Origin of the sequence: Streptomyces olivaceus (assembly GCF_000721235.1) — a bacterium.
Taxonomy (GTDB): domain Bacteria; phylum Actinomycetota; class Actinomycetes; order Streptomycetales; family Streptomycetaceae; genus Streptomyces; species Streptomyces olivaceus.
Genome location: NZ_JOFH01000001.1, coordinates 253,494 through 274,475, shown reverse-complemented (window position 1 = coordinate 274,475; position 20,982 = coordinate 253,494). Strand labels below are relative to the sequence as shown.

The 20,982-nt window shown below is 73.8% G+C and carries 22 protein-coding genes; 5 read left to right on the top strand and 17 right to left on the bottom strand.

The annotated features are described in order from the left end of the window. Positions 1-91: 91 nt before the first annotated feature. The 4 genes from IG94_RS0101275 to IG94_RS0101255 all read right to left on the bottom strand — a co-directional run bounded on the left by IG94_RS0101275 (position 92) and on the right by IG94_RS0101255 (position 3,219). Positions 92-781: an HAD family hydrolase gene (locus IG94_RS0101275; RefSeq protein WP_031030452.1), complete on the bottom strand. Its 690-nt coding sequence runs from the start codon at positions 779-781 to the stop codon at positions 92-94. A gap of 56 nt (positions 782-837) precedes the next feature. Then, positions 838-1,509: a phosphatase PAP2 family protein gene (locus tag IG94_RS0101270; protein ID WP_031029562.1), complete on the bottom strand. Its 672-nt coding sequence runs from the start codon at positions 1,507-1,509 to the stop codon at positions 838-840. A gap of 78 nt (positions 1,510-1,587) precedes the next feature. Next, positions 1,588-2,523: a M56 family metallopeptidase gene (locus IG94_RS0101260; RefSeq protein ID WP_031029559.1), complete on the bottom strand. Its 936-nt coding sequence runs from the start codon at positions 2,521-2,523 to the stop codon at positions 1,588-1,590. A gap of 114 nt (positions 2,524-2,637) precedes the next feature. Further along, positions 2,638-3,219, bottom strand: coding sequence for a DUF5134 domain-containing protein (locus IG94_RS0101255; protein WP_031029557.1), 582 nt, complete (start codon positions 3,217-3,219; stop codon positions 2,638-2,640). Positions 3,220-3,416: 197 nt separating this feature from the next. Between IG94_RS0101255 and IG94_RS0101250 the strand changes: the two genes are divergently transcribed. Continuing rightward, entirely contained in the window at positions 3,417-5,105 is a 1,689-nt protein-coding gene (locus tag IG94_RS0101250; RefSeq protein WP_043482733.1) for an FUSC family protein, read from the top strand. Next, positions 5,102-5,734 carry a MarR family winged helix-turn-helix transcriptional regulator gene (locus IG94_RS0101245; RefSeq protein WP_107060386.1) on the top strand — a complete coding sequence of 211 codons (633 nt, stop codon included), beginning with the start codon at positions 5,102-5,104 and terminating at the stop codon, positions 5,732-5,734. Before IG94_RS0101250 ends, IG94_RS0101245 begins: the two co-directional genes overlap by 4 nt. A gap of 3 nt (positions 5,735-5,737) precedes the next feature. On the opposite strand, the gene IG94_RS0101240 is transcribed toward IG94_RS0101245, so the two are convergent. From IG94_RS0101240 to IG94_RS0101195, 10 genes are all read right to left on the bottom strand, one after another. Beyond that, the gene (locus IG94_RS0101240; protein ID WP_031029549.1) at positions 5,738-6,412 is read right to left on the bottom strand and encodes a 3-oxoacid CoA-transferase subunit B; all 675 of its coding nucleotides are present in this window, start codon (positions 6,410-6,412) and stop codon (positions 5,738-5,740) included. Then, a complete protein-coding gene (locus tag IG94_RS0101235) occupies positions 6,412-7,161 on the bottom strand; it encodes a CoA transferase subunit A (protein WP_031029547.1) in 750 nt (249 codons plus the stop codon). The genes IG94_RS0101240 and IG94_RS0101235 overlap by 1 nt, the downstream gene beginning before the upstream one ends. Continuing rightward, positions 7,158-8,363, bottom strand: coding sequence for a fumarylacetoacetase (gene fahA, locus IG94_RS0101230; protein WP_031029546.1), 1,206 nt, complete (start codon positions 8,361-8,363; stop codon positions 7,158-7,160). The genes IG94_RS0101235 and fahA overlap by 4 nt, the downstream gene beginning before the upstream one ends. Positions 8,364-8,378: 15 nt before the next feature. Then, positions 8,379-9,230: a hypothetical protein gene (locus tag IG94_RS0101225; RefSeq protein WP_224220283.1), complete on the bottom strand. Its 852-nt coding sequence runs from the start codon at positions 9,228-9,230 to the stop codon at positions 8,379-8,381. Next, entirely contained in the window at positions 9,227-10,429 is a 1,203-nt protein-coding gene (locus IG94_RS0101220) for a homogentisate 1,2-dioxygenase (RefSeq protein ID WP_031029542.1), read from the bottom strand. The genes IG94_RS0101225 and IG94_RS0101220 overlap by 4 nt, the downstream gene beginning before the upstream one ends. Before the next feature lie 46 nt (positions 10,430-10,475). Then, a complete protein-coding gene (locus IG94_RS0101215) occupies positions 10,476-11,825 on the bottom strand; it encodes an MFS transporter (RefSeq protein ID WP_031029540.1) in 1,350 nt (449 codons plus the stop codon). A gap of 43 nt (positions 11,826-11,868) precedes the next feature. After that, the gene (locus IG94_RS0101210) at positions 11,869-13,284 is read right to left on the bottom strand and encodes an FAD-dependent oxidoreductase (protein ID WP_031029536.1); all 1,416 of its coding nucleotides are present in this window, start codon (positions 13,282-13,284) and stop codon (positions 11,869-11,871) included. Continuing rightward, entirely contained in the window at positions 13,284-14,054 is a 771-nt protein-coding gene (locus IG94_RS0101205) for an SDR family NAD(P)-dependent oxidoreductase (protein ID WP_031029534.1), read from the bottom strand. The genes IG94_RS0101210 and IG94_RS0101205 overlap by 1 nt, the downstream gene beginning before the upstream one ends. A gap of 43 nt (positions 14,055-14,097) precedes the next feature. Continuing rightward, positions 14,098-14,949 carry an SDR family NAD(P)-dependent oxidoreductase gene (locus tag IG94_RS0101200; protein WP_031029532.1) on the bottom strand — a complete coding sequence of 284 codons (852 nt, stop codon included), beginning with the start codon at positions 14,947-14,949 and terminating at the stop codon, positions 14,098-14,100. A gap of 90 nt (positions 14,950-15,039) precedes the next feature. Next, on the bottom strand, positions 15,040-15,486 hold the full coding sequence (locus IG94_RS0101195; RefSeq protein WP_031029530.1) for a nuclear transport factor 2 family protein: 447 nt from the start codon (positions 15,484-15,486) through the stop codon (positions 15,040-15,042). 204 nt (positions 15,487-15,690) lie between these two features. On the opposite strand from IG94_RS0101195, the gene IG94_RS0101190 reads away from it, so the two are divergent. Next, positions 15,691-16,353, top strand: coding sequence for an IclR family transcriptional regulator (locus IG94_RS0101190; protein WP_031029527.1), 663 nt, complete (start codon positions 15,691-15,693; stop codon positions 16,351-16,353). A gap of 59 nt (positions 16,354-16,412) precedes the next feature. On the opposite strand, the gene IG94_RS0101185 is transcribed toward IG94_RS0101190, so the two are convergent. Beyond that, entirely contained in the window at positions 16,413-17,177 is a 765-nt protein-coding gene (locus IG94_RS0101185; protein ID WP_031029525.1) for a VOC family protein, read from the bottom strand. A gap of 351 nt (positions 17,178-17,528) precedes the next feature. Next, entirely contained in the window at positions 17,529-17,921 is a 393-nt protein-coding gene (locus tag IG94_RS0101180) for a VOC family protein (RefSeq protein ID WP_031029523.1), read from the bottom strand. A gap of 78 nt (positions 17,922-17,999) precedes the next feature. On the opposite strand from IG94_RS0101180, the gene IG94_RS0101175 reads away from it, so the two are divergent. Then, on the top strand, positions 18,000-18,539 hold the full coding sequence (locus IG94_RS0101175) for a GNAT family N-acetyltransferase (protein WP_031029522.1): 540 nt from the start codon (positions 18,000-18,002) through the stop codon (positions 18,537-18,539). 15 nt (positions 18,540-18,554) lie between these two features. Here IG94_RS0101175 and IG94_RS0101170 read toward each other — a convergent pair whose 3' ends face one another. Continuing rightward, positions 18,555-19,238, bottom strand: coding sequence for a glycerophosphodiester phosphodiesterase (locus IG94_RS0101170; RefSeq protein ID WP_031029520.1), 684 nt, complete (start codon positions 19,236-19,238; stop codon positions 18,555-18,557). Positions 19,239-19,465: 227 nt separating this feature from the next. Here IG94_RS0101170 and IG94_RS0101165 point away from each other — a divergent pair, with 227 nt between their 5' ends. Continuing rightward, on the top strand, positions 19,466-20,863 hold the full coding sequence (locus tag IG94_RS0101165; RefSeq protein ID WP_031029519.1) for a DUF6421 family protein: 1,398 nt from the start codon (positions 19,466-19,468) through the stop codon (positions 20,861-20,863). The last annotated feature ends 119 nt before the right edge of the window (positions 20,864-20,982 follow it).

Genomic DNA, 20,982 nt, shown 5'->3' with positions numbered 1-20,982 from the left:
GACGGCCGGATCGCCCCGGCAGTTGCCTCGGGCTACGAAGTCGCGCCATGAGCACCACGAAGCCGTGGCCCGCGAACCGCTGCGGCGCCGGTCAGGGCACCAGGTCCAGCACGGGCCGCAGTCCGGCGGGGCGTTCGGCGACCGGCAGGTGGTCCACGAAGTGCACCGGGCAGCCGAGAGCGGCCGCGCCGCCGTCGGCGCCCCGGTCGTCACCGACCATCAGGGTCTCGACCGGCTCGGCGCCCAGCGCGTCGCAGGCCGCGGAGAACAGCCGCGCGTCCGGCTTGCGGATGCCGTGCTCGTAGGACAGGACGTACGTGTCCACGTACCGGTCGAGCCCGTGCGCGCGGAAGACCGGCCGCAGGTCCCAGCCGATGTTGCTGACCACGCCCACCGCCACCCCGCGCCCGCGCAGCGTCTCCAGCACCTCGGCGGCGTCCGGGTAGGGGCGCCACGCGTCCGGCGCCATGTGCCGCTCGTACAGCGCGTCGTGCAGACCGGGTCCGGGCAGCGGCACCTGCCGGGACAGACCGGTGTAGGCGGCCCGGTGAAGCGCGGAACTCTCGTCCCGGACCTCCCACACCCCGGCGAGTTCCCCGGGTACCCGCAGCGGCGGCGCGCCGCCCGGCAGCGCTCCCGCCGCGTGCAGGGCCCGTGCCGTACGGGCGAACTCCGGGGCGGGCAGGGCGATCCCGGCACCGTCGAGGGTCGCCCGCAGCCAGGCGTCGGTGGATTCGATCCGGAACAGGGTCCCGGAGAAGTCGAAGAGAACGGCGGCCATGGGCGGATCCCGGGTCGGGTCGTCGGCTTCCGGTCGTCCGCCCGGACGGCGGGCGTTCACGGATGCCGGCGCCGGTGCACCAGGACCGCCAGGGCCACGAGCAGCGTGCCCAGGAGCCAGCCGCCGAGGACGTCCGTGGCCCAGTGGACGCCGAGCCACACCCGGGTCACGCCGACGCCCGCCACGGAGACCACCGCCACGGTCAGGGCGGTCCGGCGCAGGCCGCGAGCGGCGCCGAGGTGGTGGAGCAGCCAGACCAGCAGGCCGCACACGAACGTCGCGGTCATGGCGTGTCCCGAGGGGAAGGCGGCGTAGTGCGCCGAGTCCACGGGGTCGGGCCATACCGGGCGAGGGCGGTCCACCAAAGCCTTCAGGACCTGCTGCAGGAGGCTGCCCGCCAGGCAGGTCGCTCCCAGCCACACCGCGGTCCACCGGTCCCCGCGTCGCCACCACAGCCACAGCACGGCGACCGCGCACAGCAGGCGCATCGTCCAGGTGTCCCACACCCAGTCGGTGAGGACGCGCATCGCGTGGGTCACGCCGGGTTGGTCGACGGCCCAGCGGTGCGTGGTGGACGCGATGCCGTCGTCCAGGCGGATCAGCGGGCCCCACTCGGCGGCCACCAGTGTCAGCAGCAGCGCGGAGCACACCGCCGACGCCCGGGCGAGACGGACGGCGGCGCGTGGCTGCGGCGGGGCGGGCGGGGAGTCGACCGGCGGCGTCTGCATGCTGCGATACTCGCCGACCCGGTGGCTCCGGGGCCAGTTCGGGATCCGCGTCCGGCGCCGGCGCCGACCGGGACCGTCCTAACCCAGCGCCCGCAGCCCCGGTGCGAGGGCCACGAGGACCGGTACCACCGGGACCAGGGCGGCCGCCGCCGTCAGCCGCAGCCGGCGGGAGGCGGGCAGGCGGTCCGGATCGGTGAGCAACCGGTTCACCCGCTGGGGCACTTGCCCGTGCGAGACCGGACAGGGGCCGAACACGCCCCGCTCCTCGTTGAGTTCGACCAGGGCCAGGGCGGTGGTCAGCCGTCCGAAGCGCCGGGAGGCGACGTCGTCGGCGGCGAGTTCGACCAGGCGGTGCATCTCGTCGCGGAACGCGGCGAAGACCGGAACCTGAGGGAACCCGTCCGCCAGCGCGGCGGAGCAGTGCAGCAGCCAGTCGTGCCGTGCCCGCGCGTGCCCCTTCTCGTGGGCGAGGACCGCGTCCAGCTGACGGCCCCTGAGGCGGCGCAGCGCGGCGGTCGTGACCACCAGCTGCGGGGGCGTTCCGGGCAGCCACCAGGCGTCCGGCCGCTCGCCCTCCAGGACGACGAGCCGGTCCGGGCCGGGCGTCTCGCCGGGCAGCAGCGGCGCCCGGTGCAGCAGTTCCGCCCGGCGCAGCCGGCGCCTGGCCCGCGCCCGCACGATCTCCCTGGCCAGCATCGCGGCGCTCCACAGCCCGGCGCAGGCCAGGGTGACGGCGGTGGTGCCGGCCCAGAGGCCGGACGTGCCGAGCGCGTAGGCCTCGACCACCGGGCCGGGCGCCGTCGCGAAGACGGGGCCGCCCACCGCGTGCCACGCCGCCGCCGCGCTGAACGTCATCGACAGCGCGCAGCACACGAGTACGGCCGCCACCGCGCACTGCCAGGCCCACAGCGCGACCACGGGTTCGCGGTCCGGCCAGTCCGCCCGGGCGAGCAGCCTCGGGGCGAGCACGGCCGTCAGGGCGCCGAGCAGCAGCAGTGCCGCGGGGAGAATCATGGGTGCAGCCTATGAGCGCCGTGCCGCCGGCAGTACGGCCCGCCGCGCAAAGTGACGCAGGCAACGATTGCGCACGGCGTACACCGGGCAGCCCGGACTCCCCGGCCGGCCGTGTCACATGGCCGGCAGCATGGCCAGCATCCCGATCGCCATGGCCAGCCGGCAGGCCCGCGCCAGCTCCGGACGGTCGCCCCACCCGGCCGTCGCGGCGCCGTCGCCGCCCGCACCGCCCCCGGCGACCGCCACGCCGGGTATCAGCCGCACGCCGGTCAGCAGCACGTATCCCGCGAAGTAGAGCAGCAGCGCCCCGGTCAGCACCGGCGTGCCGGACGTGCCGTGCCCGTGGGTGTGGGCGGCGGAACCGGCCGCGGGGGAGGCGGCCATCACCGCGGCCATGTAGACCATGGCGCCGGCCTCCACGAGGTGGTGGAGATGACGGCGCCCCGCCCGGGCCGCCCACAGGCCGCGCAGCCCGGCGGCCCCGAACACCACCGCACCGCCGGCCCACGCCCAGGCCGGTGGGGTGAACACCGCCGCGGGCACGGCCATGGCGGCCATGCCGAACCCCATGACGGCCTCGCCGCCCGCGGCGCGGCGCTGGTCCTCGACACCGCTGCGCATCCGCAGCAGGCAGTACGCGCCGGTCGCCGCGCAGAGCGCGACCAGCAGCCAGGCGGGCGACGCCGGTCCGTGCACACGCACCTCCCCGTTCGGTGGTCCACGGTCGGTCAAGGCCTGCCCGTCGCATGCGGCGCGCACGCGAGCGCAAGGACGCACACGGGGGTATTCGGGGGGAGCGCGACGGATCGCCGCCGGTCGGAAGCGGGGAGGCGCCGAGGTGCCAGCGGCCGGCTCTATAATTCATGAGTAAAACACCTGTTAAGCTAAATCTCATGAGCAGCACGAACCCCGCTTCCGGCACCTCGCTGGGCCGGCGTCTGTCCCTCGCCGGCGTGCTCCGCCTGCGCCGGCCCTCCGAGATCTGGTTCAAGCCCGCCCTCAGCTCGGTCGCCGCCGTCGCCCCGCCCAACCTCCTCCTGCTGGCGCTCGGCAGGCTCGACCTGGCGATGTACACGATGGCGGGGTCCCTGTGCGCGCTCTACGCCCACAACCGCCCCTACGCCGCCCGCGCCCGCACCCTGGCCGGGGTGGTCCTCGGCATGCTGGGCGGTGTCGCCGTCGCCCTGGGCACCGCCTCGCTCACCCGGAACGCCGTCGTCCTGGTCACCGTCGGCGCGCTGCTGGCGGCCGTGCAGAAGGCCCTGTGCGACGCCACCCGCGTCGGTCCGCCGGGCAACGTGATCCTCACCTTCGTCAGCTCCGCCGTCCTCTTCGTCCCGCAGACCCCCGACCGGATACCGGGACACCTGGCGCTGGCCGCCGCCGCGGGCGCCTGGGCCTGGCTCGTCGGCATGGCGCCCGCGCTCGTCCGCCCGCACGGCCCGGAGCGCCGGGCCACCGCCCAGGCTCTGAACGCCGCCGCCGCGTACGCCGCCACCCGCGGCACCGGCGACGGTCACGACGCCGCCCGCGCCGCCGGGTACGCCGCCGTGCAGTCCGCCTGGCAGACGCTGCTGTCCCTGCCCGCGACCGGGATCCGCGCCACCACCCGGCGCGCCCTGGAACACCTCGTCGTGCGCGCCGAGGTCGCGCTGGCCGCCCCCGCCGACACCGACCCGGAGCGGCTGCGCGCGTGGGCCCGCGCCCTGCGCGGCACCGGCCGCATCCCCCGTACCGGCGACGCCCCGGCGGACGCCGACGAACTCCTCGGCGCCGACGCCGAACTCACCGCCCGTCCCGCACCCCTGCGGCGCCGCCTCGGCCCCCTGGCCCCCATCGCCGTCCGCACCGCCCTCGGCTGCGCGCTGGCCGGCTACGCCTCCCTCGCCCTCGGCATCGGCCGTCCCTACTGGGCGCTGGTCACCGCCGCCGCGCTCTACCAGGCCAACCTGACCCTGACCTGGAGCCGGGCCGTGCAGCGTGTGGTCGGCAACGTCGCGGGGGTGCTGCTGTTCGCGGCACTCGTCCCGCTCGCCCACCTCGGGCAGGTGCTTCTCGTCCTGTTCTGCCTCGCCCTCAACTTCGGGGCCGAGGCACTCATCACCCGCAACTACTGGCTCGGCAGCGTCTGCGTGACGCCGATGGCCCTGCTCATCACCGAGTTCGCCGGCTACCAGCAGCCCGGCCGGCTGATCACGGAGCGAGTGGTGGACACCCTCGTCGGCGCCCTGGTCGGCTTCCTGGCCGCCGTCGCCGTCACCAACCGGCGCGCCGGGGACCGCGTCGAGCAGGCGGTGACCGCCGCCGACCTGGCCCGCGAGCGCGCCGCGCGCCTCCTCGCGGAAGCCGACCCCGCCCCCGCCGCCCTGGAGGCCGCCCGGCGGGGCCTCGCGGCCGCGCTGACCGAGCTGCGGGCCACCGCCGACGGGGCGGCCGGCGAATGGTGGGGGCGCGCACTGCCCCAGGAGAGGGTCGTGCTCGCCGAGCAGTCCGGACACCGTACGCTCGCCGAGGCGGTGCGACGCCAGCCAGCGCGTCGGGACCGGGACACGGCCACGAGAGCGGAGGACGTACGGCGATGACCGCAACCGACGGGGGCTCGGCGACCGAGGGCGACGGGGAAGCCGGCGGCAGGGGAGCCGGAGCCGGGGGAGCCGGGATCGGTGGAGTCGGAGACGGAAGAGCCGGAGCGGGGAGCGGCGGGCCGGGCGGGGACACCGTCGCCTCCGTCGTGCGGCAGTGGCGTGCCGTCCACCCGGACCTCGACACCGGGCCGATGGAGATCATCGGCCGCATCAACCGCTGCGCCGCCCTCCTCCAGCAGGCCGAGGACGCACCGCTGCGCCGGGCCGGCCTCAGCCGCGCCGAGTTCGACCTGCTCGGCGCGCTGCGGCGGACCGGGCACGAGCTGACCCCCGGCGAACTGGCCCGCGAGACGTTCTCCTCCGGCGCCGCCGTCACCAAGCGCCTCAAGCAGCTCAGCGAGCGGAGCCTCGTGGAGCGGCGCGGCGACACCCGCGACCGCCGCGTCGCCCACGTCCGCCTCACGGACACCGGACGCGACCTCGTCGACGGCCTGCTGCCCGACCAGCTCGCCTACGAGGCCGCCGTACTGTCCGGAGTGGAGGGCGCAAGCCAGGGCGAGCTGGCGGCGCTCCTGGCGGGACTGCTGGGCCAGTTGGAGGGCCGCCTGGACGCGCTGCGGGTCTGAGGTTCAGCCCCTGCCGGCCCCGGCCGCGGCCGCGGGAAGCCGTCCGGGCGAGGCGACGACCTCGGCGTCGGTGGCCGCGCGCACCTGGTCGAGGGTGACGCCGGGGGCGAGTTCGGCCACCGTCAGCGCGGGCGGCGTGATGTCGAAGACGCCGAGGTCGGTGATGACCCGGTCGACGCACGCCGTGCCGGTCAGCGGCAGCGTGCAGTCGCGCACGATCTTGGGGCTGCCGTCCTTGGCGGTGTGATCCATCAGCACGATGACCCGCCGGGCCCCGTGCACCAGGTCCATCGCCCCGCCCATGCCCTTGATCATTTTGCCGGGCACGGTCCAGTTGGCGAGGTCGCCGCGCGTGGAGACCTGCAGGCCCCCGAGGATCGCGGTGTCCAGGTGGCCGCCGCGGATCATGCCGAAGGAGAGCGCCGAGTCGAAGAACGACGCACCCGGCGCCGTGGTGACCGTCTCCTTGCCCGCGTTGATCAGGTCGGGGTCGACCTCGTCGGGCGTGGGATACGGCCCGACGCCGAGGATGCCGTTCTCCGAGTGGAGGACGACGTCGACGCCGGCCGGAAGGTGGCCGGGCACCAGCGTGGGCAGACCGATGCCCAGGTTGACGTAGGAGCCGTCGGTCAGCTCGGCCGCCGCGCGGGCGGCCATGTCGTCACGGTTCCAGGGCATCAGCGCACCGTCGCCTTCTCGATGGACTTGTCCGCGGCCTGCCCCGCGGTGAGCGGGACGACCCGCTGCACGAAGACGCCGGGCAGATGCACCTCGTCCGGGTGGAGGGCGCCGTCCACCAGTTCCTCGACCTCGGCGACCGCGACCTTGCCGGCCATGGCCGCGAGCGGGTTGAAATTGCGGGCGGAGCGCTGGAAGACGAGGTTGCCGTACCGGTCGCCGCGCACCGCCCGGACCAGGGCGAAGTCCGTGGTCACCGACTCCTCCAGCACGTACGTGCGGCCACGGAACGCGCGCTGCTCCTTCCTCGGCGACGCCACCTCCACGCCGCCGTCCGCCGTGTACTTCCACGGCAGGCCGCCGTCCGCGACCTGGCTGCCGACGCCGGCCGGGGTGTAGAACGCGGGTATGCCGCAGCCCCCGGCGCGCAGCCGCTCCGACAGCGTGCCCTGCGGAATCAGCTCCACCTCCAGCTCGCCGCCCAGGTACTGGCGGGCGAACTCCTTGTTCTCGCCCACGTAGGAGGCCGTGACCCGGCTGATCCGGCCGTCGGAGAGCAGGACGCCGAGGCCGTGTCCGTCGGTGCCGCAGTTGTTGGACACCACGGACAGACCACTGACCCCGCTCTGGTGCAGGGCTTCGAGCAGCACCGCGGGGATGCCGCACAGACCGAAGCCGCCGACGGCGAGCGACGCGCCGTCGCCGATGTCGGCCACGGCCTCACGCGCACTGGCGATGACCTTGTTCATGAGCCGTCGCCTCCCGCGACGATCCGGCCGCGGACCTCTCCGAAGCCGATGCGCGAGCCGTCGGGACCCGGCGCGGTCGCCGAGATGACGACCTCGTCGCCGTCCTGGAGGAAGGTGCGGGTGGAGCCGTCGGACAGCGTCACGGGCTCCTGACCGTTCCAGGTCAGTTCCATCAGGCAGCCGCGTTCGTGCGCGTCCGGGCCGCTGACCGTGCCCGAGGCGTAGAAGTCACCGGTGCGCAGCGAGGCGCCGTTGACGGTCAGGTGCGCCAGCATCTGGGCCGGCGTCCAGTACATCGAGGTGAACGACGGCCGGGAGACCACCTCCCCGTTGAGCCGTACCTCCAGGGCGAGGTCCAGACCCCAGTCCTCGCCGTCCCGGAGGTAGGGCCGCAGCTCCTCGGTGCGCTCGGGCGGGGCGGTGCGGGCCGCCTCCAGGGCGTCCAGCGGCACGATCCACGGCGACACGGACGTCGCGAACGACTTGGCGAGGAACGGGCCGAGCGGCACGTACTCCCAGGCCTGCAGGTCCCGCGCGCTCCAGTCGTTGACCAGGCACACCCCGAAGACGTGGTCGGCGAAGTCCCCGACGCCGACCCGGGTGCCCCGCGCGGACGGGGTGCCGACGACGAAGCCGACCTCCGCCTCGATGTCCAGCCGGGCGGACGGGCGGAACGGCGGTGCGCCGCCGTCGGGGCGGGTCTGGCCCCAGGGGCGGACGACGTCCGTGCCCGAGACGACCAGTGTGCCGGAGCGGCCGTGGTAGCCGATGGGGAGGTGCTTCCACTGCGGGGTCAGCGGCTCCTGGCCCGGGCGCAGCATCCGGCCGATGTTCGCCGCGTGGTGCTCGGAGGCGTAGAAGTCGACGTAGTCGGCCGGTTCGAACGGCATCAGCAGCCCTACGCGGTCGGCGCGGTGCAGCGCGGGCTCCACCGCCGCGCGGTGCGCGGAGTCGGTGAGCAGCTCGGTGACCCGGGCCCGCACCTCCTGCCAGCGGGCCCGGCCCTGGGCGAGGAAGGTGTTGAGCGAGGGCCGGGCGAAGGTGTCGTCGTCGCCGAGCGCGCGAGCCAGGTCGAGGACGTGGTCGCCGATGGCGACGCCGACCCTGGGGGCGCCGTCCTCGGGGGCGAAGACGCCGTAGGGGAGCGTGTGCGGGGTGAACGGGGAGCCCTCGGGCACCGGGACCCAGCTTGCGGAGGTCATCGTGGAACTGTCCTTTCAGGCGGTGCCGAGGAGGGTGCGGGCCTCGGACACCGGTGTGGCGGTGGAGCAGGAGCCGTAGGAGGTGAACAGCGCGCGGGCCGCGGCCGCAGCCGGGGCGGACAGGGCGGTCAGCTCGCGTACGAGGGTGTCGGGCGACGTCGTCTCCAGCGCGTCCGGCACGAGCGCCGCAGCGGTGGGACCGGCGGCGGAACGGGCGGCGGCCAGCAGGAGGTTGAGGTAGCCGTGGTGGGTGAAGCCGGTCTCCGGGTCCTGGTGCCGTACGGCGCGGTGGAGCCCGGCGGTCGCCTTGAAGGGCACCCCGGCCCGGGCGCAGGCGAGGACGAAGTGCGCGGCCTCGGCGGGGGAGGGGAACAGCTCGGCCCGTACGCCGCCGCAGCGCAGCTTCGCGCCGACCCCCGGGGCGCCCGCCACCGCGGTGAGCAGGGCGTCGATGCCGGACGGCGCCGCCGGTTCCAGGAACACGGGCACGCCGGCGTCCGCGGTGGCGGCGAGCACGGCGGGGGCCGCCGTCGCCGGATCGGCACCGAACACGGCGAGCGGCGCCTCGATCAGGGCGGTCTCCAGCCGGTCGTCGGCGGCCACCGTCGCCAGCGCGGACCGCAGCCGCTCGGCGGGGTCGCCCGGAACCGACGCGTCGGCGATCAGCCCGAGCACCAGCCGGTCGTCCGGCCGCAGTTCGCCCCGGATCTCCTCCAGCCGGCCCACCGGGACGAGGAACCGCAGGGTGTGCATCGGATGGGCGGCGGCCCGGTCGCGACGGTGCCGTGCCACCGCCTCGGCGGGCGGCAGCGCGGTCGGCGGGAACAGACCCGCGTCGTCGACGAGCCCGGCCAGCAGCGCGCTCACGCGGCCGGCCCCCGCCCCGCCCAGGTCCAGGCGTAGCCCGCGTCCTCCGCGGCGAGCGCGCCCTCGCCCAGCTCCAGCGGCCTGAACGTGTCGACCATGACCGCCAGTTCGTCGAAGAACTCGGCGCCGACGGACCGCTCGTAGGCGCCGGGCTGCGGTCCGTGCGCGTGTCCGCCGGGGTGCAGCGAGACCGAGCCCTGCCCGATGCCGGAGCCCTTGCGGGCCTCGTAGTCGCCGCCGCAGTAGAACATCACCTCGTCGCTGTCGACGTTGGAGTGGTAGTACGGCACCGGGATGGCCAGCGGGTGGTAGTCCACCTTGCGCGGCACGAAGTTGCAGATGACGAAGTTGTCGCCCTCGAAGACCTGGTGGGCGGGCGGCGGCTGGTGCACCCGGCCGGTGATCGGCTCGAAGTCGTGGACGCTGAAGGTGTAGGGGTACAGGCAGCCGTCCCAGCCGACCACGTCGAACGGGTGGGTGGCCTGCGTGAACACCGTGCCGAGCACCTCGCCGCGCGGGCCGCGGTGCTTGACGTACACGTCGATGTCGGTGCCCTCGGCCAGCAGCGGTCCGCCGGGCCCGTGCAGGTCCCGCTCGCAGAACGGGGCGTGTTCGAGGAGCTGCCCGTGGCGTGAGAGGTAGCGGCGGGCGGGGGAGATGTGCGAGTTGGCCTCCACACAGTACAGGCGCAGCGGCTCGTCGCCCTCGGGCAGCCAGCGGTGGGTGGTGGCCCGGGGCAGCAGCACGTAGTCACCGGCGCGCGCGGTCAGCGCGCCGAACACGGTCTCGACTCTCGCCGTGCCTGCCTCGACGTACACGCACTCGTCGCCGAGGCCGTTGCGGTAGAGCGGCGAGGCGGTACCGGCGACGACGTAGGAGAGGCGCACGTCGCCGTTGCCGAGCAGCAGCCGCCGGCCCGTCACGGCGTCGGTGTCGCGCCAGGCGTCACCGCGGAAGAGGCCGTGGAGCCTCAGGTGGCGCGGCTTGAGCGGGTGGTTGGCGGTGGTGTCCTGGCCGGTGAGGCCCCAGGTGCGGGAGTCGGTGATCGCCGAGGGGATCTCGCGGTGGTAGAGCAGCGAGGAGTCGGAGGAGAAGCCCTCCTCGCCCATCAGCTCCTCGAAGCGCAGGCGGCCTTCGGCGTCCCGGTGCTGGGTGTGCCGTTTGGGCGGGACGTCCCCGACACTGCGGTAGTAGGGCATGAGGTGTGGTTCCTTGCGTCGGCGGGTGAGTCGGCGGACGAGCTGGTCAGACGCCCGCCGTGGTGGCCCTGGCGGGGGACTCGGCGGGCTGCCGGTCGCGCGGCACCTTCAGGAAGGCGAGCATCACGGCGCAGACCACGAGGCAGACGATGGGGAAGTACAGGCCGACCGTGACGTCGTCGGCGGTGGCGTTCTTGCCGATGATGTACGGGCTGAAGAAACCGCCCAGCGCGGCGATCGAGTTGATGCCGGCCAGCCCCACCGCGGTCTGCCCGCGCGGCAGCACCCGCGCCGCCAGTGCCCAGTACGGAGCCATGTAGCCGAGCACGCCGATCGCCACCAGCGACAGGCAGATCATCGCCGGTACCGGGTCGTGGCGGAAGACGATGGTGCCGAACAGGCCGACCGCGGCGAGCAGCATCAGGCCGATGACGTGGAAGCGGCGCTCCCCCGTGCGGTCGGAGTTGCGTGCCACCAGCAGCATGCCGACCGCGCCCACCAGGTACGGGATGGTGCCGAGCACACCGATGTTGGTGGCCGAGTACGACGGGTCGAGCTGCTGGACGATCTTCGGCACGAAGAAGGTGAAGCCGTACAGGCCGCACGCCGCGAAGAAGTTGGCGAAGGCCAGGTAGAGCACCTTGCGGTTCTTCAGCGCCCGCAGCTGGTCGCGGACCGTCTCCTTGTGCGCGGGCCCGTCCGCGTACTCCTTGTCGATCTCCGACTCGAGCCAGCGGCTCTCGGCCGGCGTCAGGAACCGGGCGTCCGACGGCCGGTCCGGCAGCCACACCAGCGTGACCAGGCCGATCAGGATCGCGGGCGCGCCCTGGAGGATGAACACCCAGCGCCAGCCGCTCATGTCGGCCCAGTGCACGTGGTCGAGGATCCAGCCGCCGGTGAGGGAGCCGAGGACCATGGCGATGGGCTGCGCGAGCGCCATCATCGCGATGGCCCGGCCGCGCTCCCGGCCCCGGTACCAGAACGTCAGGTACAGCAGCAGACCCGGGAAGAGCCCGGCCTCCGCGATGCCCAGCGCGATCCGCGCGACGTACAGGTGGGTGACGCTCTCCACGAACCCGGTGACGACGGTCACCAGACCCCAGCTGATGGCGATCCGGGCCAGCCACAGCCGTGCCCCGACCTTCTTCAGCATCATGTTGCTGGGGATCTCCAGCACCACGTAGGCGAGGAAGAAGATCGCCGCGACGGCGCCGAACGTGGCCGTCGTGATGCCCAGTTCCTGCTCCATCCCGAGCTGGGCGTAACTGATGTTGGACCGGTCCATGTAGTTGAACACATACAACAGGCCCACGATCGGGAAGATCCGGTACGTGACCTTCCGGGTGACTCTGCTGCCCAGGGCTGCGGTGTCCTCGGCGTCGAGGTGCGCTCCCATGACGGCTCCTGAGGGGAAGAGGGGGAGAGGGGAGGTGAGAGGGTCAGCGGGCCGCGTTGCGGCCGGCGACGCGCCCCATGGTGAGGGCGTTGGCGACGGCGTTGCCGCCGCCGACGTAGCGCATGCCGAGCACACCGCCGCCGGCCTCGCCGGCGGCGAACAGCCCGGGTACGGGGGTTCCGGTGCGGTCCAGTACGGCCGCGTCGTGGTCGATCTCCAGGCCGGTGTGCGTGCACACCAGCTCCGCCGGCAGCACCCGCGCCGCGTAGTACGGCCCGGCGGCGATCGGCGCGGGCGGCTGCGGCGACCCCTTCGCGGCGAGGGAGTCCTCGCGCAGGAAGTCGGGGTCCGCGCCGCTCGCCGCGAGCCGCGCGTTCCACCGGGTGACGGTGGCGGACAGCGCGTCGGACGGTACGTCCATGGCGGCGGCCAGCTCGGTGAGGGTGGCGGCGCTCAGCGTCCGCCCGGCGCGCACCTCCTCGGCGACCCGCTCGGGCGTCCAGTCCGCGTACCCGGTGGGCAGGCCCAGCCGGGCCTTCTCGTCGAACACCGCCCACACCGGGCCGTCCTGGGCCAGGATGATGCCGGTGGAGACCGCGTAGGAGGCGTCCTCGTCCATGAAGCGCCGGCCGCTCCCGTTGACGTACACGCGGGACTTCGGCGGGAACCCGGCCTGCCAGTGGTGGTACCGCTGGAAGTACGCGGTCGGCAGCATCAAACCCCAGCCGTGCCCGGTGAGCGAGGCACCGGTCTGCTCGGCGAAGGCGAAGTGGTCGCCGCGGCTGCCGGGCGCCGCCACCACGAACAGCGAGTCGCCCGCCTCGTGCGCCTCGGGGTAGTACCGGTCGAGCAGCCCGGGGTCCTGGGCGAAGCCGCCGCTGGCGACGACGACCGCGCCGGCCCGGACCTCGATGCCGTCGGCGACCACGCCCGCGACCCGGCCCTCCTCGAACAGCAGCCGCTCGACACGGGTGTTGAGCACCGCCTCGACGCCGCGTTCGCGCCGGGCCCGGTCCAGGACCTGCACCAGGCCGTACCCCTGGTCGCGCGGTACGTGACCGCGCCACACGTCCTCCACTCCGGCCCGGCACAGGCCCGGGGTGTGCGCGTCGGGCGACACGGCGGCCGGGACGTCCAGGCCGAGGCCCAGCATCCACTCCAGGGTGGGACCGGCCGCCGCGCAGAACGCCCTGATCAGACCGGGCTTGAGCTGCCACTGGTTGAGGTCCATGTAGTGCTGGAAGTGCCGCTCGGCGGTGTCCTCGATGCCGAGGCCGCGCTGCACGCCGGTGCCGGCCGCGGTGAACAGGCCCGCGGAGAGCTGCGTGGAGCCGCCCAGTTCGCGTTCGGACTCGAAGAGCAGCACCCGGGCGCCCTGTTCGGCGGCGGCGACCGCGGCGGCCAGACCGGCGCCGCCGCCGCCCACCACGATCACGTCGAGTGCGTCGAGGTCGGTCATCACAGGGCTCCTTCGGCGTCGTCGAGAATGCGGTGGTACAGCCCGTTGGAGACCAGCCCGCCGTCGAGGGTGACCTCGGTGCCGGTCATGTAGGAGCTGCGGTCGGACAGCAGGAACAGCACCGCGTCCGTCACCTCGCCGACCTCACCGAGACGCCCCGCCGGGATGCTGCGCCTGGCCGACTCCACGAAGGCGTCCGAACCGGCGAGCAGACCCGTGCCGACCAGCCCCGGATGCAGCGAGTTGACCCGGATGCCCCAGGCGGCCAGCTCACCCGCGGCGGACTTCGACAGCCCGGTCAGGCCCCACTTGCTCGCCGAGTAGGACGGCGAGAAGTAGCCGATCTGCCCGGAGACCGAGGAGATGTTGACGACCGCCCCGCCACCGCTGTCGCGCATCAGCGGCGCGCAGGCGCGGATGCCGTGGAACGGGCCGTGGAGGTTGATCCTGAGGACCCGGTCCCACACCTCCTCGGTGGTGTCCATGAACCGCAGCCGCCGCGAGACGCCGGCGTTGTTGACCAGTCCGTCGAGACGGCCGTCGGACTCCCGGACGGCTTCCACGAGCGCGCGCCAGCCGTCGGGGTCGGTGACGTCCAGGGCGTGTCCGGTGGCCCGGCCGCCCGCCTCGGTGATGTCCCGTACGACGGGTGCCGTGTCGGCCACGTCGGCGAGGTGGACGTGGGCGCCGCGCCGGGCCAGGGCGCGGGCGTGCTCGGCGCCCATGCCGGCGGCGGCTCCGGTGACGACCACGACGGAGGGGTAGCGCACCGACTCCTGGTGGACCCCGGACGCGGAGTCCTCCCGGCGGGCGTCAGACATGACGCGAGCCGCCGTCGACGGCGATGCTGTGCCCGGTCACGTAGCGCGCGCTGTCGGAGAGCAGGAACAGCAGCACGCCGAGGACCTCCTGCGGCGAGCCCAGCCGGTGCAGCGGCACGCTGTCCAGCGCGTGCCGCAGGGCCGCCGGGTCCTCCTGCACCCACCGGGTCATCTCGGTGTCGATGTAGCCGGGCGCGATGGAGTTGACCCGCAGGCCCTCGTCGCCGAGTTCCACGGCGAGCGACTCGGTGAGGTGGGCGACCGACGCCTTGGAGGCGCAGTACGCGCCCCGGCCCTTGCGCACCCGGACCGCCGACACCGACGACATGTTCACGATGGCGCCGCCGGGCCGCATGTGCCGGGCGGCGGCCTGCGAACCGAACAGCACGCCCTGCACGTTCACCTTCAGTACGGCGTCGATCTGCTCCGGCGAGATGTCGCCCACGAAGGCGTGAGGGAAGACGCCGGCGTTGTTGACCCAGTGGTCCAGGCGGCCGAACTCTGCGTGCGCCAGCCGCGCCAGCTCCTCGTGCCCGGCCGGGTCCACCACGTCCACCGCGGCCGGCACGACCCGGCCCCGGGTGCCGCCGTCGGGCAGCGCGTCCTGCCCGGCGTTGATGGTCTCGGCGGTCGCCTTCACCGCGTCGAGGTCGATGTCGGCGGCGACGACGTTCACTCCGCGCAGCGCCAGGCCCTCGCTGAAGACGGCGCCCATGCCGCGGGCGGCGCCGGTGACGACGGCGGTGCTGCCCGCCAGTTCGGGGTAGACGGCGGCGGGCCGCCGGCCGACGACCCGGCCGGGACCTTCGGCGCCGGTGGCCGGCGGGTATGCGGTGTCGCTCATGGTGGTTCCGTTCCTTCGTCGTTGAAGTGCCGCCGTCGTGAGGTGCCGCTGCGGCGAGGGTCCGCCGGGCGGGCGGCGGGAGGGGATCGCTCAGGCGCCGGGGGTGTCGTCGCGGCGTACGGTCCGGGCGGCGATCCGCCAGCCGTCGCCGTCGCGCACCACCCGGTCGGTGAGGGTGGTGAACCGCTCGGTGCCCGGGGACCCGCCGGGCGGGGTCGCGACGATCTGCAGGTACGCCGCCACCCGCACCGTTCCCTCCCCGTCGGTGCCCGTCACGGCCACGTTCGAGACCACGTGCCGGCGGACCACGCCGTCGGCAACGCAGCCGGCGGCGAACCGCTCGGCGAACGCGGTGAGGGCGGCCGTCCCGGCCACGGGCTCCGGGTAGGTGGGGGAGTCGAAGGTGCCGTCCGCGGTGAAGGTCGCGGCCCACTCCGCGGCGCGGCCGCCGTCGATGAGGTGGCTCTGCAGGGCGTACAGGTGGTGAATTTCGGCCAGTGGTGCACCGGCCGGAAACGCGGGCGCGCTGGAGTCCATGCGGGCGTCCCTTCGGCTCGTGGTCCCCGGCCGACCGCTGTCCCGAGCGGGCGGGAGGGGGTTGCCGCACATCAAAGTACTGTGCGATAATCGCACTCACTGTGCGAATAATGGGAGCATAGGCAGCGTGGCTGAAACCCGTCAAGGGATGGATCCGTGAACCCACCAGTACCGACCCGGTCGGTCCCCGAGCTCGACGCCGGGATGTCCAAGACGCTCCACCACGGGCTGCTGATCCTCGGAGTCCTCTCCGAGCACCCGCGCGGTCTGACCGTCAGCGAGGTGGCCGACGCCGTCGGCGTGCACCGCACGGTCGCCCACCGCCTGGTGCGGACCCTGGAGGCCCACCAGCTCTGCCGGCGCGACCATCAGCGCCGCATCGTCCTGGGCACGGGCCTGGTCACCCTCGCCGAACCCGTCCAGCAGGACCTCCGCGCCCTGGCCCGCCCGGTCCTGGACGACCTGGCCGAGGCGACCCGCGCCACCGCGCACCTCATGGTCCGCGAGGGCGCCGCCGAGATGCGGGCGCTCATGGTCGTGGAGCCGCGCGGCGCCCGCGTCCACGTCTCCTTCCGCCCGGGGCAGACCCACTCCATCGAGCAGGGCTCCGGCGGCCTCGCCCTGCTCGCCCACGGCCCGCGGCGTGAGGGCGAGCGCCCCGAGGTCGCCGAGGCCCGCGCGCAGGGGTACGCCGTGACCATGGGGGAGGTGATCCCGGCCGTCACCGGCATCTCCGCCGCCGTGCCCGGCCGCGGCGGCGAAGCGACGACCAGCATCGGCATCTCGGTCTTCGAGCAGACGGCCCTCCACGACCTGGGGGCCACCGTCGCAGCCGCCGCCACCCGGCTGGGTGAACTGCTCGACTGACGGCGCCCGCCGCCCGGCCGCCCGGACGGCACCACGCGGGCCCCGGGCGGGTCAGTGCCTCAGCGCTCCCCGTCCGCCCGGTACACGCCGAACATCGCGCCCTGCGGGTCGCGCAGGACCGCGAGGCGCGGCCCGTCGGGGACGGAGGTGGGCTCCATGAGCACGGTCCCGCCGCCGTCGGTCGTGTCCACCGCGGCGGTGTTCACGTCCGCCACCGCGAAGTACGGCAGCCAGTGCGCCGGTACCTCGTGCGGGAACTTCTCGTCCATCGTCACCATGCCGCCGAAGTCCGCCCCGCCGATTCCCCACCGCGGAGAGCGCGCCGCGACGTCGACGCTCCAGCCGAACACCGTGGTGTAGAAGTCGGCGGCCCGGCCGGGCTCACGGGTCAGCAGCTCGACCCAGCCCAGGGAGCCGGGCGCGTTGAACAGCCCCGCCCCGGGGAAGGTGCCCGGCTGCCACAGCTGGAACAGCGCCCCCGTGGGATCGACGGCCACCGCGAAGCGGCCCGACTCGAAGACGTCCGTCGGGCCCTGCGTCACCGCACCGCCGGCCGCCGCCACCTGCCGCACGGCCGCGTCCGCGTCGCCGACGGCGAACGACACGTTCCACGCGACGGGCTGCTCGCGCTGGTACAGCGGGGTCAGGGCGGCGACCGCCCTACCGTCCAAGCGCGCGATCGTGTAACCGCCGGCCTGCTGCCGCGGATCCGTCTCGGGACGCCAGCCGAACAGCTTGGTGTAGAACCGCCGGGCCGCGCCCAGGTCGGTGGTCCCCAGCTCCGCCCAGCAGGGGCCGCCTGGCACCGGTTCGTGGAGCTTCATCGTGGGGCGTCCTTCCGCCGGGCCGCAGACCGTCCGTCCCCCTCCAGCACGCTAAGGCCGGGTGCGGGAGGCGGCCATCCGGCCCGGTGGGGCCCGGCGGGAGGAGTGGTCCGGCGTGGGGGAGCGGTGGGAGGACGCCGTCCGGCCGACTGTCCGACGGAAGGCCCGGCGGGGCCCGGAGGGAGAACGCCGTCCGGCCGGCTGGCCGGAGGCCCGGCGGGAGGGTGCCGTCCGGCGGGCTGCCCGACGGAAGGCCCGTCGGGAGGATGCCGTCCGGCCAAGGTGTCCGTGGAAGGCCCGGCGGAGCGAAGCCGTCCGGCGCGGAACCCGGCGACTCGGATCCGCGGCGGCTCAGATCCCCGGCCGGTAGCGCAGCGGATGCTCCGCGGGCACCTCCACCAGCACGATCCGCGTACCGTCCGGGTCCGCGATCCACATCTCGACCAGGCCCCACGGCTCCTGGACCGGCGGCCGGACGATCTCGACGCCCTTGGCCCGCAGCTCCTCGTGGGCCGCCGCCGCGTCCTCGACCTGGAGCCACACCTGGAGCGCGGGGGAGGGCGGGGTCTCGGAGCGGCCGGAGACCTCCAGGAACCCGCCGCCGAGGAAGTAGACGGTGCCCCGCTCGGGCCCGGTGCCGAACTCCCGGTGCACGGCGAGGCCGAGCTGCTCGCCGTAGAAGGCGCGGGAGCGGTCGGGGTCGGTGGGGCGGAGCAGGATCCGGCTGCTGAGTACGTGCACCATGCCTCCCGACCTTAGGGGGTGGACCCCGCCGTTAAGCTCGTCGGTGCCCGCGCCCGAGAACCCACCGGAGACGCTCCCATGGACACCGCCACCAGTCCCCTGACCTACCGCGACGCCACCGACGCCGACGTGGACGGGATCGTCGCGCTCATAGAGTCCGCCTACCGCGGGGACTCCAGCCGGGCCGGGTGGACCACCGAGGCGGACATCCTCCAGGGGCAGCGCACGGACCCGCAGGGAGTGCTGGAGGTCGTCGAGGCGCCGGACAGCCGGCTGCTGGCCGTGGAGCGGGACGGCCGGCTGGTGGCCTGCTGCCAGCTGGAGCACCGTGGTGCGCACGCCTACTTCGGGATGTTCGCGGTCAGCCCGGCGCTCCAGGGCGCGGGCCTGGGCAAGGCGATCATCGCGGAGGCCGAACGGCGGGCCCGCGAGACGTGGGGCGCGACGGAGATGCACATGACCGTGATCTCCGTGCGCGAGGACCTCATCGCCTGGTACGAACGCCGCGGCTACCGCCGTACGGGAGAGACGACCCCCTTCCCGTACGGCGACGAGCGCTTCGGCATCCCGCAGCGGGACGACCTCCGGTTCGAGCTGCTGGTCAAGCCGCTGACCTGAGCCCCGGACCGCGACTCAGGCGGTGAAGCGGCCGGTGCGTTTGATCTCCGGGTAGTCGGTCGTGGCGCCGTCGAGACCGAGGGCGCGCACCAGCCGCAGCTGGTCCTGGGTGTTCACGGTCCAGCAGAAGACCCTGAGCCCCGCCTTGCGGGCCCGCTGGACGATCTCCAGTGTGACCCGGTTGATGTCGAGGCACAGGGTCCCGGCGCCGGCCGCCACGGCCCGGTCCACCACCTCCGTGCCGTAGTACTGCGCGACCAGCGCGGTGCGCACCCCCGGCACCAGCCGGGCGATCTCGACGACGGCCTCGTCGTGGAACGAGATCACCTCCACCCGCTCGACCAGGTCCCGGCGGAGCATGACCTCGGCCAGCGTCCGCGCCGCCGCCGCGTCCTTGATCTCGGCCTGCAGCGGCACCGAGACGGCGTCGAGCACCTCCTCGAAGACCGGGACCCGCTCCCCGCGGCCCGCGTCCAGCGTGCGCAGCTCCTCGATGGTCTTGTCGGCGATCGCGCCCGTGCCGTCGGTGGTGCGGTCCACGGCCGCGTCGTGCATGACGACGAGCGCGCCGTCCTTGCTCAGGTGCAGGTCCAGTTCGACGACGTCGAGGCCGGCCTGCTCGGCGGCGACGAAGGAACGCAGGGTGTTCTCGGGTTCGAGACCCATCGCTCCGCGGTGACCGATGGTGAGGAAGTTCAAGGCTCGACTCGCTTCCGTCGACGTCGGCGTGGGCAGGGCGGCAGCCCAACGGCCCTGCGGGACCGTTTCCCCCGTGTGGCCCCGGGTATACGAATCCGGTGCTCGGCAGGAAAAAATGCGGCGAAGGGTGGGGTGGGGCAGGATAATTTACGGAGGAGTCCCTTGATTGGAGGAACCCTATATGCCTACGGTGTGACGACGGAAGCTTCTCCCGTGGAGGGTGGGACATGACGGAAATTCTTGTGCAGGTGGGTGTGGAGGGAAACGTTCCTCCTGTGAGCAGGGTGGTGGAGCACCCGGCGTGGCCCGTCCTCAAGGTTGCCGTGGAGCAGATCCGGCCGTGGCAGTCCAAGGACGGGTCGATCGACTTCGCCGCCGAGGACGCCCCCGGGCGCACCGTCGCCGAGGAGGCCGTGCGCCGGGTCGCCGAGGCCGTGCGCGAGCTGTCACCGCTCCTCCCGCACGACCGCGCGTACCACGAGGCACTGGTGACCGACCTCGGCCGCTGGGCCGACGGCGGCTTCGAGGTCCCCGACTTCCTCGACTCGCTGCTGGCCTTCCAGCCCGCCGCCCACCGCGCGGACGGCCTCCAGCACCTGGTCGTCTTCCCGATGTACACGCAGAACGGCAACCCCGACCGCAACCTCGAAGCGGTCGTGCTGCGCATGGTCTGGCCCGACTGGCTGGCCGAACTGGAGCGCACCCGCTACGACAACCCGCTGTTCTGCGGCATCACCTTCGAGGACTTCACCGCGGGCTACGACACCAACTCCGCCGTCCTCTTCCCGGAGACGATCGCCGTGCGCGAGGCGCCCGAACGCTTCTCCTGGGGCGGCATCTTCTGCGACCGCGAGGCCGCGCGCTTCCGCAGCGTCACGGAGGCCGCCGTGGACGTCCTCGGCGTCGAGCTGCCCGAGGACGTCGCCGCCATGGTCGACGACCAGAAGCGCTGCGAGGAGGCCTTCGTGCTGTGGGACATGGTCCACGACCGCACCCACAGCCACGGCGACCTGCCGTTCGACCCCTTCATGATCAAGCAGCGCCAGCCGTTCTGGATGTACGGCCTGGAGGAGCTGCGCTGCGACCTCACCGCGTTCAGGGAGGCCGTGAAGCTGGCGGCCGACGGCGTCCCGCAGGCCCGCGACGTGCAGTACGCGGTGCTCTTCGACCGCATGTTCCGCTTCCCGGTCACCGGCGAGCGGGTGCGCAACTACGACGGCCTCGGCGGCCAGCTCCTCTTCGCCTACCTGCACAAGCACGACGTCGTCCGCTGGACCGACAACAAGCTCCACATCGACTGGGAGCGCGCCCCGCAGGTCACCAACCAGCTGTGCGCCGAGATCGAGAAGCTCTACCGCGACGGCATCGACCGCCCGAAGATCGTCCACTGGTTCGCCGGCTACGAGCTGGTCTCCACCTACCTCGCCCCGCACCCCGGCTCGAAGTGGGCCAAGGGCCCCGACGCCCTGGACCTGACCCTGCCGCCGCGCAAACTCGTCGACGACGTGCTTCCGGACGAGTTTCCGCTGAGCATGTTCTACGAGGCCCTGTCCAAGAAGCTGAAGAAGGTCATCGCCGGAACTCGCGGCATCACGGCGGACCGCCCCGAGCGGGCCGCCGCGTGAGCGAAGGCGGCGGCCCGCACACCCACGCACAACAGGCACACGCACAACAGGCACGAGCACCACAGACACGCGCACGACAGGTACACGCGCGACAGACACAGGCTCAGCCGGCTCAGCGG

Coding starts and splice junctions, on each gene's coding strand:
- IG94_RS0101275 (WP_031030452.1), bottom strand. CDS start 781: ATGGCCGCCGTTCTCTTCGACTTCTCCGGGACCCTGTTCCGGATCGAA.
- IG94_RS0101270 (WP_031029562.1), bottom strand. CDS start 1,509: ATGCAGACGCCGCCGGTCGACTCCCCGCCCGCCCCGCCGCAGCCACGC.
- IG94_RS0101260 (WP_031029559.1), bottom strand. CDS start 2,523: ATGATTCTCCCCGCGGCACTGCTGCTGCTCGGCGCCCTGACGGCCGTG.
- IG94_RS0101250 (WP_043482733.1), top strand. CDS start 3,417: ATGAGCAGCACGAACCCCGCTTCCGGCACCTCGCTGGGCCGGCGTCTG.
- IG94_RS0101245 (WP_107060386.1), top strand. CDS start 5,102: ATGACCGCAACCGACGGGGGCTCGGCGACCGAGGGCGACGGGGAAGCC.
- IG94_RS0101240 (WP_031029549.1), bottom strand. CDS start 6,412: ATGCCCTGGAACCGTGACGACATGGCCGCCCGCGCGGCGGCCGAGCTG.
- IG94_RS0101235 (WP_031029547.1), bottom strand. CDS start 7,161: ATGAACAAGGTCATCGCCAGTGCGCGTGAGGCCGTGGCCGACATCGGC.
- fahA (WP_031029546.1), bottom strand. CDS start 8,363: ATGACCTCCGCAAGCTGGGTCCCGGTGCCCGAGGGCTCCCCGTTCACC.
- IG94_RS0101220 (WP_031029542.1), bottom strand. CDS start 10,429: ATGCCCTACTACCGCAGTGTCGGGGACGTCCCGCCCAAACGGCACACC.
- IG94_RS0101215 (WP_031029540.1), bottom strand. CDS start 11,825: ATGGGAGCGCACCTCGACGCCGAGGACACCGCAGCCCTGGGCAGCAGA.
- IG94_RS0101210 (WP_031029536.1), bottom strand. CDS start 13,284: ATGACCGACCTCGACGCACTCGACGTGATCGTGGTGGGCGGCGGCGGC.
- IG94_RS0101200 (WP_031029532.1), bottom strand. CDS start 14,949: ATGAGCGACACCGCATACCCGCCGGCCACCGGCGCCGAAGGTCCCGGC.
- IG94_RS0101195 (WP_031029530.1), bottom strand. CDS start 15,486: ATGGACTCCAGCGCGCCCGCGTTTCCGGCCGGTGCACCACTGGCCGAA.
- IG94_RS0101190 (WP_031029527.1), top strand. CDS start 15,691: ATGTCCAAGACGCTCCACCACGGGCTGCTGATCCTCGGAGTCCTCTCC.
- IG94_RS0101185 (WP_031029525.1), bottom strand. CDS start 17,177: ATGAAGCTCCACGAACCGGTGCCAGGCGGCCCCTGCTGGGCGGAGCTG.
- IG94_RS0101180 (WP_031029523.1), bottom strand. CDS start 17,921: ATGGTGCACGTACTCAGCAGCCGGATCCTGCTCCGCCCCACCGACCCC.
- IG94_RS0101175 (WP_031029522.1), top strand. CDS start 18,000: ATGGACACCGCCACCAGTCCCCTGACCTACCGCGACGCCACCGACGCC.
- IG94_RS0101165 (WP_031029519.1), top strand. CDS start 19,466: ATGACGGAAATTCTTGTGCAGGTGGGTGTGGAGGGAAACGTTCCTCCT.